The organism is Pedobacter sp. BAL39, assembly GCF_000170795.1.
Classification (GTDB): domain Bacteria; phylum Bacteroidota; class Bacteroidia; order Sphingobacteriales; family Sphingobacteriaceae; genus Pedobacter.
This window is the reverse complement of sequence record NZ_ABCM01000003.1, coordinates 60,089-74,773: the sequence shown is the minus strand read 5'-3', so window position 1 is coordinate 74,773 and position 14,685 is coordinate 60,089. Positions and strand designations below refer to the sequence as shown.

The 14,685-nt window shown below is 45.0% G+C and carries 10 protein-coding genes; 3 read left to right on the top strand and 7 right to left on the bottom strand.

Translation table 11 applies throughout. The annotated features are described in order from the left end of the window. Positions 1–2: 2 nt before the first annotated feature. Complete coding sequence (locus PBAL39_RS04710; RefSeq protein ID WP_050784307.1) at positions 3–2,498, top strand: outer membrane beta-barrel protein; 2,496 nt, start codon at positions 3–5, stop codon at positions 2,496–2,498. 127 nt (positions 2,499–2,625) lie between these two features. Here the strand turns inward: PBAL39_RS04710 and PBAL39_RS04705 are convergent, their stop codons facing one another. The 7 genes from PBAL39_RS04705 to PBAL39_RS04675 all read right to left on the bottom strand — a co-directional run bounded on the left by PBAL39_RS04705 (position 2,626) and on the right by PBAL39_RS04675 (position 10,297). Further along, positions 2,626–3,498 (bottom strand): NmrA family NAD(P)-binding protein, encoded by an 873-nt coding sequence (locus tag PBAL39_RS04705; protein WP_157273899.1) that lies wholly within the window; start codon positions 3,496–3,498, stop codon positions 2,626–2,628. Between the two features lie 124 nt (positions 3,499–3,622). Then, positions 3,623–4,219, bottom strand: coding sequence for a hypothetical protein (locus tag PBAL39_RS04700; RefSeq protein ID WP_008238858.1), 597 nt, complete (start codon positions 4,217–4,219; stop codon positions 3,623–3,625). A gap of 170 nt (positions 4,220–4,389) precedes the next feature. Next, a complete protein-coding gene (locus PBAL39_RS04695; RefSeq protein ID WP_008238856.1) occupies positions 4,390–6,099 on the bottom strand; it encodes a trypsin-like peptidase domain-containing protein in 1,710 nt (569 codons plus the stop codon). 134 nt (positions 6,100–6,233) lie between these two features. After that, the gene (locus PBAL39_RS04690) at positions 6,234–7,007 is read right to left on the bottom strand and encodes a hypothetical protein (RefSeq protein WP_008238853.1); all 774 of its coding nucleotides are present in this window, start codon (positions 7,005–7,007) and stop codon (positions 6,234–6,236) included. 143 nt (positions 7,008–7,150) lie between these two features. After that, a complete protein-coding gene (locus PBAL39_RS04685; protein WP_008238850.1) occupies positions 7,151–8,281 on the bottom strand; it encodes a DEAD/DEAH box helicase in 1,131 nt (376 codons plus the stop codon). Positions 8,282–8,409: 128 nt separating this feature from the next. Next, the gene (locus tag PBAL39_RS04680; RefSeq protein WP_008238849.1) at positions 8,410–9,687 is read right to left on the bottom strand and encodes an MFS transporter; all 1,278 of its coding nucleotides are present in this window, start codon (positions 9,685–9,687) and stop codon (positions 8,410–8,412) included. A gap of 19 nt (positions 9,688–9,706) precedes the next feature. Beyond that, positions 9,707–10,297 carry a TetR/AcrR family transcriptional regulator gene (locus tag PBAL39_RS04675; protein WP_008238847.1) on the bottom strand — a complete coding sequence of 197 codons (591 nt, stop codon included), beginning with the start codon at positions 10,295–10,297 and terminating at the stop codon, positions 9,707–9,709. Between the two features lie 186 nt (positions 10,298–10,483). Here PBAL39_RS04675 and PBAL39_RS04670 point away from each other — a divergent pair, with 186 nt between their 5' ends. Then, positions 10,484–11,737, top strand: coding sequence for a 6-bladed beta-propeller (locus PBAL39_RS04670; protein ID WP_083801694.1), 1,254 nt, complete (start codon positions 10,484–10,486; stop codon positions 11,735–11,737). A 6-nt stretch (positions 11,738–11,743) separates the two neighbouring features. Continuing rightward, positions 11,744–14,581, top strand: coding sequence for a TonB-dependent receptor (locus PBAL39_RS04665; protein ID WP_157273898.1), 2,838 nt, complete (start codon positions 11,744–11,746; stop codon positions 14,579–14,581). The last annotated feature ends 104 nt before the right edge of the window (positions 14,582–14,685 follow it).

Here is a 14,685-nt window from a genome sequence, read left to right as displayed (position 1 = left end):
TCATGAAACGTCAATCCAGTCACCGACGTCATATGGACATGATCGATAACCTAAAAAGAGTCGTATGGTGTATCCTGCTGCCTGGATTAATGTCGTTAAAAGCACAGGGACAAACCGCCGCACCTGGCTCCGGAGAGATTTCAGGCGTTGTGCTTGATGAAACAAACTCACCCTTTCCATATACAACTGTCAGCCTGCTCAATGCAAAAGACTCGACGGTGGTTAAAGGTACATTAACTGCCGACAATGGCAGTTACGTGTTCAACAACATTCCGGAAGGACATTACCTGATTGCCTTCTACGCTATTGGTTATAAAAAAGCAATCAAAGGACCCTACCTCATCGATAAAAACAAAACACACCACCAGCTGGAATCATCGCAATTGCTGCAGGATGCCAAACAACTAAAAGGCGTGGAAATTGTCAACAAAAAGCCGCTGATTGAAAGACAGATTGATAAAACGGTAATCAATGTCGAGAACAGTGCCATCGCCACAGGAAACAGCGCTCTTGAAATCCTGCAAAAATCGCCAGGTGTATCGGTAGACAAAGATGGTAACATCAGCCTTCGCGGTAAACAAGGGGTAAATGTGATGATCGATGGTAAACCTACTTACCTTTCCGCAGACCAGCTGGCTAACCTTCTGCGTTCTACTGAAGGAAATGCACTACAATCGATTGAACTGATCACTAACCCATCGGCAAAATATGACGCTGCCGGAAATTCGGGCATCATCAACATCAGGTTGAAGAAAAACCGCAGCTATGGCACCAATGGGTCCATTTCTGCTGGTGCCGGCTATGGTCGTTTTTATAAAGCGAACAGCGGGTTAACGCTCAATCACAGAGAGAAGAAATTTAACCTCTTTGGTGATCTCAATTATGGCCGTGACAAGCGGTTTGGTACTACCGATATCGTCAGGGTAAACAATACGATCAACAACAAAACCTATTTTGATCAACGGAACTATACCACCAGGGAAAGAAAAAATATCAATTACAAAGGGGGGATGGACTACTTCTTCAATGATCAGCATACACTGGGCCTGATTGTAAATGGCTATACCAATAATGGCCGAAACGAGGGTGACGCACTTACCCTCATTGGCAGTCAGCCTTTGAAAACAGACTCTTCCATTGTTGCCACAAACCCATACCGAAGTAAATACAGTAGCATTGCAATTAACCTAAATTACAAGGGCTTACTGGATACACTAGGTCAGGAAATAAGTTTTGACCTCGACCACTCCCAATATAGGGACAACGAAAATAGCGGCTTTAATAACCATTACATCGATGCCAATGGGCAAACTCTGAAACCGGACTATCTTTTTCGCAGCACCACACCTAAAGAAACCAGGATCTGGGCGGCTAAAACGGACTACAGCTACCCACTGCGGAGAGACATGAAACTGGAGCTCGGTTTAAAATCCAGTTTCGTTAAGACTGACAACAACTTCGTCTTCGAAAATTTCACTGGCGACCAGTGGATCAATGATCCCGGCCGTAGTAATCATTTTCTCTATGATGAGAACATCAATTCTGCATATGTGAACCTGAACAGGAAACTGAAATCCACCACCGTACAGCTGGGCTTGAGGATGGAACAGACCAACTCCAGGGGCAATTCGATCACAGAAAACAGAATTGTCAACAGACATTTTCTCAACCTCTTCCCCAGCATTTTCATCAACCAGGAGATCAGCAATAACCACGACATGGGCCTATCCTACAGTCGCCGGATAGACCGCCCTGACTACGAATCGCTCAACCCCTTCATGTCATTCGTAGACCTCTATAGCTACAGGTACGGGAACCCTTTTCTGAAACCTCAATATACCAATGCATTTGAACTCTCCTATTCCTACAAGAAGTCGCTCAACATTAGCGCAGGCTACAGTCATACCACGGATGTCATGTCCGATATCCTGCTTACTGACACGGCAAAGAAAACCATTTTCATCTCCAAACAGAACCTATCCACGCAGGACTACTATAACCTGAATGTAAGTTACCCGGTCCAGCTGACCAAATGGTGGATCAGTAGCAACAACCTTACTGCCTATTATAACAGATTCAGCAGTGAAGACATACTGGGTGTACCATATCGAAGCGGGCGACTGGCCTTTAACTTAAACACTAATCAGAGCATCACTTTAAATGAAACGGCAAGCGTAGAGCTCTCCGGGTATTACCAGTCGAAACAAATCTATGGTACACTGATCATCGACCATCAGTATGGCATTGACCTGGGTCTCAAAAAGAGCTTCCTTGATAAAAAGCTGGACCTAAAGCTGGCCGCTAATGATGTATTCAAACTCCAGAAAAGCAGGATTACCAGTGCCATTCCTTCTCAGCAATACCTGGTCAATGAAACCTGGGAAACCAGGGTGTTCCGCTTAAACTGCACTTACCGCTTTGGGAGCACCGCGATCAAAGCTGCGCGGGCAAGGTCTGGTGGCGCTGAATCTGAAGGAAGGCGTGTTAAATCGCAGTGATGTAGAACTTAGTCAGGCAACATTCAACCCGTTCCACTTATTGACGAATTGAGAAAATGGGCTGACCGGCGGATTGCCGAAAATCCCATTGTTGCTGAAAAGATGAAATGCTAAACGATAAAAGTGCCTACGGCCTTGCAGCAATTGCCTCGGCGATGTATTCGTTTAACCTTGATTTTCCGGGAAACACGATAACTTCCCCGGTTTCCGATAGCTTCCGTCCGTCTATCACTGCATCTGTCATTTCTATAAAATTGCGGATTGCGTCCGTGGTAAAGCCGGCTTCCTTCAGGGTATTCTCCCATTCGTCACGCGGAATCTCCTGAACAGTAACCTCCCGGTTGAGTGCCTTTGCATAGGCCCTTGCAATATCCTCCGGACTATAGGTCATTCTTCCGTGAATCTCATACCTGTCCGAAGCCAGATTTGGAGAGGTCATAATTTCAACGACCTTCTTGGCCACATCCATCGGCGACACCATTGGAATTTTCATATCCGGAGGCAGGAAGCTGGGTAAGATCCCTTTTTCCCTGACTGTATCCAGATGAAATAGCCAGTTGCTGAAGTAATAGGCAGGACGGATACAGGTCATCTTGACATCAAGGTTAGAGAAAGCTGCTTCCAGCATGTGTGACATCAGCAGGTTGCCCGTCCCCTGATCATACTGCGCTCCTATGGACGACAAAGCCATTATTTTTTTAATCCCTGCTGCCTTCACTGCCTCACGGTAGTTGTCCAGCATCTTCCTGGTATCACCCAGCACATCGTCACTCTGTCCGGTCTCAGGGGTAATGGCAAAGAGGGTATCCCCTTTTGCAAATGCCTTGATTAAGGCTTCTTTATCAAAGGCATCAGCTACCGCAACTTCAGCACCCTGACCTTTCAACTCACTGACCTTTCGCTCATCACGCACAACAGCTTTAACTGGCTTACCTTTTTTCAGCAGCCCTGCGGCCACTGCGCCGCCCACCTGCCCTGATGCTCCGATTATTATATTCATAAACATTGGTTTTTATTGCGCTATTTTCCGAAAACAAGGTTTTCAGCCCTTGTTCTGTAGATAGTTTCTTAAATACCAACAGTCAGTTGTCAGTTTTGGTTTTCAGATGCTGTCATATCTTCTTTTAATACCAATCTGTACTGAAAGGCTTGAAATACTCCAGTCCTGGTAAAGGTCTGATGAGTTTCTTCCCTTTTTTATGACTGATCACTTCACCGGTATCATAACGCTCCTCTCTACTTACATAATCACCTGTTGAAAGGTTGAAGTCTATATCCGACATTGTACCCACCCCATCCGACGCACCATGTGTAAAACCAATCAGTTCAAAGCGCCCATTCTGATACCTGAACTTGTGGACAAACATTCCCCTGGTCAGCTGAACTTTGATGCTGAGGACATTGTTCCGGATTTCCAGCTGATCAAAATTTGCATCAATGTAGCCATTACCTTTCCCATCCGGGTATTGCGGTTCAACGGCCGTCATAGACGTGAGCATCAGATCCCTCTTGCCGTCTGCCCTGCCAAAGAAAATCTGTAAGCGATAAGGCCATTTCAGATCAGTGGTATCTTGTGTCACAATAGCCACATCTTTCAAACCATCCTTATTCAGGTCACCTTCAGCAAGGTTAACAAGATGAGTAAAGGTGGTTTCCTGAGAAAATGCAGGCTGCACAAAAAGCGCAGCACAAATTAGGATGAGTAAAACGGATATTTTCATAGGTTCTAATTAAAAATGATGACCTGAAGATACCTCCTTTATCAAGGGGTCGTCCAGGTCATCATTATGTGTCATCAGTCATTTCTTAAGTGTGCGACTGCCGTTATTATTCGCAGCAGGCATCGCTAAATCTTTACAGCTTTTTGTCACAGATCACCATCAACGCTAAATTAAGCACCTTCTGGCTTCTGAAGGCTATTTTTCACAAAATCGACAATAACCTCTGTCGGCATGACAATCGTTGAGGTTCTGCTGTGCCTGGCGATATTAATACCCATAAAACGGCCAGTGCGGTCGAATACAGGCCCACCACATTCTTCAGATTTTATCGTAGCATCCTGCACAAACACTTTTCTGAAACCATCGGACCGCGTACTTCGGCCGCCAGCAAACTGTGTTGCCGCATGGTGCATCGGCGGACGTTCCGGGAGGAACATATTGACGTGTAGCGGCGACGCATCCCTGATCACATCCAGACTGATCGAATCACCGGCCATGTACTTCATGAGTTCACGTCCATAATCTGCGGGCTGACTTACCGGAATTCCATTGATGGCCATTACCTGGTCTTTCAACTTCAGCGACTGCTGAGCGGCACTCCCCTTCGCGATATCAGTAATGGTGATCCGCTGGTTAATAAAGGTGGCGTTAGCACCAAAGAAACCACTGCTAAAGCGCAGTGGCATATCAGTGTACGCATGACTCAACACGCCATATCGAAGGGTGGTATCCAAAGGCGACACCAGTATATTTCCAAGATTTTTGTAGTCCAGTTCAATCGGTCTGATTTCATCAGTCAACAGCAATGCATGTGCTAACTTCACATCCGTCCCGAGTAAAACGAGATCATTAGCAATGTCTCTTTTCAAGATTTTTAAAGCAATCTTTCGTCCATCTACGATCATCGCCGGAGCCGCTGAAATCTCAGAATTTTTGCTGATGATACCGGTAAAATTCCTTGCATCAGATACATATTTGATGACCGTACCACGGATAAAGGGCGCTTTCTCGATACTTACAGCTGTATCTGCTTCCTCCCTCGTGGATTCCCGTCCGGTAAGAAGTACTGCTGGTCCGCCTATCTTTGCAAGACCTGTGATATCTTTCCAGTCAGGCACAATAATGGCCTTTGCACGAGTTGGTTTAGGTCGCGCCATATCTGCTTCCGGGAGTTCCTGATAGTTGGTGGAGTCGTTCAAAGCAGACCAGTACCTGACATACAACTCAACAGGGACTTCAAAGTTCCTCGCTTCAGCAGGCTCGATCCAACTATGGATACCGATCAGCTTACCCTCAGCGTCAAACAATGGACCGCCAGAGTCCCCGGGCTCCATTTTACACGTGGAAATAAAAAAACCGCCATCAAAATTGATGTCCGACAGTTTACCAAAACGGATATTCGGAGTTTTCTTATTAAAGGTACCTGGATAAGAGATGCTGATACAGGCTTGTCCAGGCTTCATATTTGCATTTGAGCCGATCTCTGCAAAATGCCATTTTCCAGGTTTCTGAATTTTCAACATGGCCATATCCAGATTACCCTCCGCAGACTTGATTGCCATGCGCCCCAGTCCGACAGCCAGATGCTGCGCACCATCAGGAAAGGTAACCTGATAAATCTCATTGGGTTTCGCGGTATGGGCAACGGTGAGAATATGCCCTTCTGCGGAAACGACTACTCCACTGAATACGGAGTTGGTAACGCCTTTCCTGACGGTATCATAGGGTGAGATGTGGACACTCGATAGGTAGGCGCGGTCAATGGCCTTGGAGATCACTTTTTCAAGTTTCCCGGCGTCCCCCAGCTGTTGCGCAAAGGACGTAAATTGATGTGCAACCAGAAAAATGGCGATTGCACAAATGTGTTTGAGTTTAGACATTAGGTGTAAATATTTGTTTTCGACGGTTTATTGATGAAAGAGGAAGCCAATCTCCCTTTTTCATCGACCAAATATAACGACCTGCCTTGTCATTGGCACAAAAAACTACCGGACATCAACTATTTCCCAATTACTTACTGATTTAAATTGACAGACTCCCATCTCGTAAATAGGTAAGATCTGACATATCCTATAAACGAGAAGAACAATATCACACTGAAAAAGCCGCAAACGACAACTGCCCACATGGGCATGTCTGGCTTTTGGCCGCTAAAGTAAAGAAATAGCGCATACCCCATTCCACCTAACAACAACAACATGCCTAGAGGCATAATGAATCCCATGACCAGATTTTTGCCAAACAAAAAATATCCGCTCATATTTTTTCCTACGGCATAGTATATTCCTCCAAACAGAAAATACCCAATGAGCAGCAACATGACACCCGCCCCTCCAATCAGCATGTACTTTGATAAAGAAATTTCTTCGGCTACTTCCATTCCCGGGGTATAGCCAACTTTAATTATTTCTCCTATATCGGGTCTCGCTCCGGATGCCATATCAGTCTTTAACCTGACCTCAGCACCATTAGCATTTCTAAAAGAAACAATTGGCGTATAGATCATGGCCCGTCTACCCTTACTGTCGCGGTCCCATCGTCCGTTCACATCAACGACCCTGGCTTCATACTTGGGCAAAGTCGTCACATTATAGATGAAACCAGCAAGCATGTTACCAAGGGTGGTAGCGCAAATCAATAGGACGAAAACGATAATGGAAACATAACTAATGCCAACCGCAGCGGCCCTTCCACTAGTCCTCTTCAAGATTTTTACAGCCATCAAAACTGCCAACACCACCATCGCCAGAACTGCCCAGCCATGAGTGGTCACATTAAGTAATACCATAATTTAGATTCGAGCATCATTTGATCTGAAAGCTGCTGTAAACCGCCCGCAATTTAAGTACCAACAATAATCAACGTTGAAAACAGCGGTATCACTCTGGTCATGTAAGATATAAATTGCCAGAACCAAAAGTTCGAAATGTACTAAGTCAGTGATTCAGAATCGATCAAGGGTACCTGCTTACCCATTTTTTTCTGGATCACTTCAAAATGATGCAACTCATTATGACTCACCAGTGAAATGGCTTCTCCGGTATTTCCGGCACGGCCTGTACGTCCAATGCGGTGTACATAGTCTTTGGGTGACCGTGGCAATTCGTAATTGATCACATAAGGAAGTCCATCAATATCAATTCCCCTGGCCATCAGATCCGTCGCAACGAGCACTTTAATTCTGCCAAATTTAAAATGTGCCAGGCTATCTGTCCTGTTCCCCTGACTTTTTTTGCTGTGGAAAGCTTTGGCATCAATCTTATTTTTCTGGAGTTTATTGACAATGGCTTCCACCTGATGAATGGATGACGCAAATACCAACACCTGTTTCATGCGGTGTTTCTTAATCAACGAACGTAAAAAAGGACCTTTTTTGTCCTCAGACACGATATAGGCAGTTTGGGTAATGAGCTCCAGCGAATCCTCCCCTTCTTCAATTTTAACCACTACCGGATCATGCAAAAGGAGCTGATGGATGTGCTCAATATCCTTGCTCAGCGTAGCGGAAAATAAAACATTCTGGCGTTTGGCAGGCAACAAGGCAATGATCTTGTTCACCTCCTCTTTAAATCCCAGGTTCAGCATTTTATCTGCTTCATCCAATATCAGCGTCTCCACGCTGGATAAGTTTACGGAATTTGCGGCCACAAGCTCCAGTAACCTACCAGGAGTACCAACCAGTACATTTACACCCTGCAGGGCCATCATTTGTGTATTGATAGAAACGCCGCCATATACTGCGAGGGTCTTCACCGCTTCAGGCAACGATGTGCTAAAAGTCTTAAACACCTCTTTTACCTGTTCTGCAAGTTCACGCGTAGGCACCAGTACCAATACATTCGCATGCCGGTTTTTTGGTCCTAAAGATTGCTGCAGGTTCGTTAAGACCGGCAGGACATAACCAGCAGTTTTTCCAGAACCGGTTTTAGCAATGCCTAGCACATCTTTTTTAGCTAAAATGGCTGGTATTACCGTTTGCTGAATAGCAGTAGGCTCATTGAACTGCTGATCTGCCAATGCGATTAACAAGGCAGGTGTTAGACCCAGGGAACTAAAAGGCATATTTTTTTTCCGTAAAAGTAAGCAAAAATCACCGGCAGGGGAATTTACTTTGCCCGTTTCAGTTTGAAGTAAACGCGCAATGCGCTTAAATGAGGCTTAAACAGGCTCTGGTGCTAACGATTTACTGATCAAATGGCTTCCAGAACTACTGGTTCATCAGGCAGTGTCTTGTTGCTTGCTGCGATCTTCTTTTTAGTCATATTGCTTACCCGTAACATCAACAGGATACTGATGATCGAAATGACAACAATAACATATCCTACCACATTATAATGCTGCAGCGGAGCTCCCTTTGACGGCTGCGTAACAATCAATCCAGACACCGCGGCGGCGATACCCCCTGCAATTTGTTGTAGTGAGGAGTTGATGCTCATAAAAGCACCCCTGTCGGACAGGTCCGGTATCGCGCTTGTCAGAGCCGAAGCGGGTATGGTACGGCTCAATATCCCCATCATCATCAGGATGTTGCAAAAGATCACTACCGGCAAGGCTGTGGGGCCCAAATTTGTGTATACGACACACATGACCATCATCCAAATCGATGCAACTGCAAAGATCTTAAACTTGTCAATTTTATCACTGAGCCTGCCTACGAGTGGCATAATGACCAGGGAACAGATTCCGGAGGCCATAAACAAAATTGGGAGTTGTTCGCTACTGATGCCGAGGTTGGCTACCGCAAAGGCACTGCCGAAGGGCATCATCATAAAACCCCCGATGGAAAGTAAGGCCGTGAGCGCAAAACCAACTCTATAATTGCCCTTAGCAATGATGTGCAGCAGGTGTTTTCCAGCCGATCGATCCGTCTGTGCAGATAAATGTGCGACCACGGGTTTCATTTGAAAGGCAATCAATATCGCAATGGCAATGCTAACTACCGCCACCAGCCAGAAGGGCGCTTCCCATCCCCAGGCATTTGCCAGATAGAGGCTGATCGGTACGCCAAGTACCTGGCTTGCTCCAAAGCCAATCTGTATAAAACCCATTACCCTACCCCGTTGCTGTAATGCGAAAAGATCAGCCATAATGGCCAGAGAAATAGAACCTATGACCCCGCCGAACAAACCGGTGATGATCCGCGCGGCGACGAGCGCGACATAAGATTGCGCCAGTCCGCAAAATATGGTACCGATGATGAAGCCAATGTAAAAGAACAATAGCAGCTTCTTGCGGTCAAATTTATCAGCAAAGCCCGCAGTAAGCAAACCTGATAGCCCTGCACTGAACGCATAGGCTGAAACCGCAATCCCAAAGTTGGCAGGTTTTAAGTCCAAAGACTTCATCAGCATGTCGCCAAGTGGTGACATCACCATAAAATCAAGTATCACCGTGAACTGTGTCAGGGCGAGCATAAAAATGATAAACTTTTGGTAGCTTGTAAAAGCTGCCGGTTGTTGTTGTTCCATCGTCAGATCTGAATAATAATTATCTTTTAAGGGCTTTGATCACCAGGTCGAATGTTTTCCACAATACCTCATCGGTGATTTTAAATGAGGTACCATCCAGTTTCTTGCCTTCACGGTCCATTCTCAGCAGGTTGTAGAGGGGTGCAAAGGCAAGAGACCAGTATATCTCAAAAGACAGGGGTTCAATCTCTCCCCTGGCAACTGCATTCTGCATAAACCGGCTCATGCTGGCTTTAAACTCCGTCATTCTTTCTGAGAGAACCTCCTGTTGGTAGCTGGAGCTACGCAGCTGATCAAAAAAAAGATTCATATGGGGCTTTTCCATGACGTAACGAAAGCGGTTTTTCCATTGTGTACGCAACCCAGCTTCAAAGGACATTTCCGGATCGAAGTCTTTCACAATCACCTCCTCCATCGCCCGCATCTCCTCAATCGTCACGTTTACGATCAGGTCGTCCCGGTCCTTATAATAAATGTACAATGTGCCTACAGAAATCTGACATGCCTTAGCCAGCTTGTTCATACTAAAGCCTTCCAGTCCATCTCTAACGATCAGCTCAATCGCTTTTTCTTTCACCAATTGTACCTTATCTATATCTCGTACCCGCATAAGACTACAAATATAAATAAATATTCATTCATTTATATAATGCTTTTATCTGTAACGGATTGAAATGAAAATTAATGAAACGCAGGAATTGGAAAGCACATATTAAGGTCGCTTGTGAGACAGAAAAATTGTTTTAGCCTGTTATTCAATTAATTGATATATTAGCGAACCAAACCAAACATCTGTATGCTAAAAATCGCTCTTAGCAGTTTCATCATCTGCTTACTTTTCTGTGCTCAAACGATGGCCCAGGCCAGCAAAGTTGATAGCTCTGAAATGAGAACCCTGCGTATTGACCCCTCCTCCGCCAGGGGTGCTGCGGCCTCACAACTATTTGAAGAGATCAAATTTATCCCCCTGGAAACCACAAAAGAAAGTTTGTTTGGTTCCATCAGCCAGCTGCGTATGACCGATGACAGCTATGTGATCTTCGACTATGACACTAAAGCAATCCTGATCTTTACCCGGGAGGGAAAATATAAAGCCAAGATTGGCGCCAGCAAGATTGAGAAAGATCCTGACAATAAAGACAATCAGGATTTTTATGGATTTGAAATCAAAACTGAAGATAACCAATCCATCATCAGGCTTCAGTCCGGCAAGTACTATTTTAATTTTGACCTGGATGGCAAACGGATTAGTAAGGTAATGATAGACAAGAAAAAAGTGTATGACAGTCCCTACAAGTTCAGCGACGGTACCGTAGCAGACCGTGGTTATCTTGACAAAAAAGAAAAGGACAGCACCTATTATGAAATCAGCCTTGTTAAAGAAAAGAAAAAAATAGAAAGCTATTTCCCCTATTCCGTAGACCGGTACAAGAATGACCAGTTTTTTACCGGCGGAGAGAGCCTGATCAACTACGGCGTGCCCGACGAATTTTTCTTCCTCACCGCCTATGAATACAACATTTATAGACTAACCTCCAAAAAGCTGTCTCTTGCCTACCGAATGATCTTTCCGGCAAACAATTCCCTTCCTGCAGATTTCCGGAGCAATCCGGTTTATAGGGGCAAACGACAGGCATATTTTCAAGCCAACCCGAAGGCTATTTTTGCCATCGGAAATCCCTATCAGCTAGGCGACAACCTCTACTTCAAGACCAACAGCTGGACCTGGGGCCAGGATGAAAGAAAAGCGTTCATCTACAACCTTAAAAACAACATGTTGACCTCTATTTCCGACATAGAGCCGGATTCCCTATCGCAATTTCTGCCCATCACGGATGCAGGCGTACACTATGATTTTGCCAACAATGGGTTTCTCCATTTTGACGGCACCTTTTTTTACACCAGCTACTCTTCCCTGCTCATGTTTAAGTTCAAGGAACAGAACGAAGGCAAAAACAGGGTTTACGATCCCCTGCTCAGCGCCTATTTTAAAACCCAGGACAAGAAAAGCAACCCTGTTATCATTCAACTGAAACCAAAGAAAAACTAACGCTCCATGCCCAGATTAACCTCGCTGACGATCACATTTTTGTTAAGTGTGTTCTCTCTTATGCTCTGCGCCCAGCAAAACAACCCTGCAAATTCCGGAACAGCTAAAGGTATTGTAAGAGATACGGCGCAGAATTACGTGCTAAAATCGGCTACCGTATCCGTCTACAAAGCGGCAGACAGCACCTTGATCAGTTACCAGGTCACCAATAATTATGGTGAATTCATCTTCAAAAACCTCCCCATAAATCTTCCACTCCGACTGGATGTCAATCATGTTGGCTATGCTACCGCCCGCAAACAATTCAGCATCAGCAAGGCACAGGATGTTGTCGATCTTAAAACCATCGTGATCAACCGAAAGGATATTCAACTGGATGATGTCGTCATCTCCGTACCCCCGGTAAGTGTGAATGGTGATACGCTGGAATTCAATGCCGCAGCCTTTAAGCTGGACAGCAATGCGACTGTAGAGGATATGCTCCGGGCAATCCCCAACATCACCTTATGGGGCGACGGACAGATCACCGTCAATGGCAGCGAGGTGAAAAGCCTGAAAGTCAATGGTAAATCTTTCTTTGGAGATGATGCTAAAATCGCACTGCAAAATATATCAAAAAATGCGCTGCAGAAGGTGCAGGTGTATAATACCGCCAGGGATAAAAGCAACCCACAGGACTCCACCCTGGAAATGAACCTGAAGCTCAAAAAAGGCAAAGACGTTGGCTACTTTGGTAAGTTGGGTGCCGGGTACGGTACAAGGGAACGATTTGAAACAGACGCCAGCATCAACATGTTTAGTCCGAAGATGCAACTCGCCCTGGTAGCTGCAATGAATAACGTCAATAAAACACCAAATAACCTGAACGACATGATGAGAAACAGCACCTTTCGGGGTGTAAGCAGTAATGTTGAATACCAGCCTGACTTCCGGCAGACGGGAATTAACAGACCAAGTGCCGGAGGGGCCAGCATGACCTACAACTTCTTTGAAAATCCCACTTACGAGGAGAAAAGCGAACTCAAGGCCAATTACGTGTTGCGTGGTAAAAAAAGCGATTACGAATCAGAAACTCAGACGACCACCACCATAGGTGGCACAGAAAAGGTCTTTGAGCGCGCCAAAACAATCAACTCATCTTCCAGTACTACCCATGGATTTGATTCATATTACAAACTTGCCAAAAAGGGTAACTACCTCGACCTTTCCCAATCTGTAAACATCAATGATGGTGAAAGTACAGACCAGACCTTCCGCAATGCAGGAAATCTGCAAAACGAACTGACAAGTACCAACAATACGATGAACACCAGCAACTTCAATAACAGGAGTTTTAAACTGAGGGCAGATTACCGATATTCCCCCAATGTCATCACCAGCAGCATGCGCTTCAGAAGTTTTAATGCGAGTTATGATCTTTCCTCCTACGACAATGAGCGGCAAAATTTAAATATGACGGAGTTTCTATCCTTCACCGACCCTACAGCCAACAGGAAATTTAACCGTAGCTATCATGCAACCGACGAAGGCCTCAGACAACAGATCAATATGAGTCTTCCTGACCTGAGATCCATCATCTTCGGCAACAAGAGGTTGGCAGGATTCAATGCTACGATGACCAACAACCTGGTCATCAAGTCAGATAAAAACGACAATCGTGTAGAGGATCTGGATACCTTATCCAATAACTACCGCCGCAACACTTATCTGAGTAACCAGTTGCAGACCAATACGATCGAAGAGACACCAGGACTCAGTATCGAAAAACCATTTTATAAAAGCCTATCCAACCGTTATCATAAATCGTTCACGCTGTCCTTTCATCCCAAAGCGCTTTTCGTTATTCAGGACAACAAATCTGACCGGGCTTTTCAAAATCTCAAACGAAATTATCAGAACTTTGCACCTGATGGCAGCATCAGGTATAGTAACTATCAATATGGTGAATACTCGAAAAGCTTTGACTTAAGTTATCAGACCACACTAAGAATTCCGACCATACAACAGCTGGCACCACTCACAGATAGCACTAACCTGTACAATCTACAGCGAGGCAATCTGAATCTTAGAGAAGCCCTGCAAAAAGAACTATCCTTCAGTATGAGCCATTATGACCAGGGAGAAAAAAATGCACTCAACTACAGCTTAAGGATCTCCGCAGGGTTGATAAATGACAATATCGTGGACAGCATCAACATTGACGATCAGAACCGACGGACAGTTTATCTTGTGAATGCCAATGGCCACAAATACCTTAACCTCAGCGGGGATATCAATAAGGCCTACAAGTTGAAATCGGGAGAGCTTCAATTGAACCTGAGCACCCAGGTTAATACCAACAGAAATCCGGGTTTTACCAACAACCAATTCACTTACTCCAGTAACCTGAATACCAACACCAACGCAAGTATACATTTTACAAGTAAAGGAAAGCTCGCAGCCCAGGCGATCCAGTCATTTGAGACCTATCAATCCAAGCAGGAGGCTTTCAACACAAAGTACAGCGGCAAAAATCTGGGAACTAGCCTGAATACCAGTTACCTGCTGACGAAAAAACTCAAACTGAACAGCAACATCACCTTCAACAACAGCTCTTCATCGGGCGCTGAAAACATCAACTTCACCATCTGGAACGCCAGCGCCGAGTACCGTTTTCTCAAAGGAAACAACGCAGAGATCAAATTTTCAGCACTGGATTTATTGCGTCAGAACAGTAGCGTGATCAACTATGGCGATTTTAACAGTTTTACCCTCGGCACTCAAAATGTACTGCGACAATATTTCATGACCACCATCTCTTATTATCCGAGACAATTTGGAAAAAAAGCGAAAGGCAACAAATAAGTATGAAGTTGCCCCAGGCTGCCTACAAACTAATTTATTAATCTTTTATGGCGTTCTGGCCTGCCAACTACTTACCTTTGGCAAAAGATAACATAACAACCTGC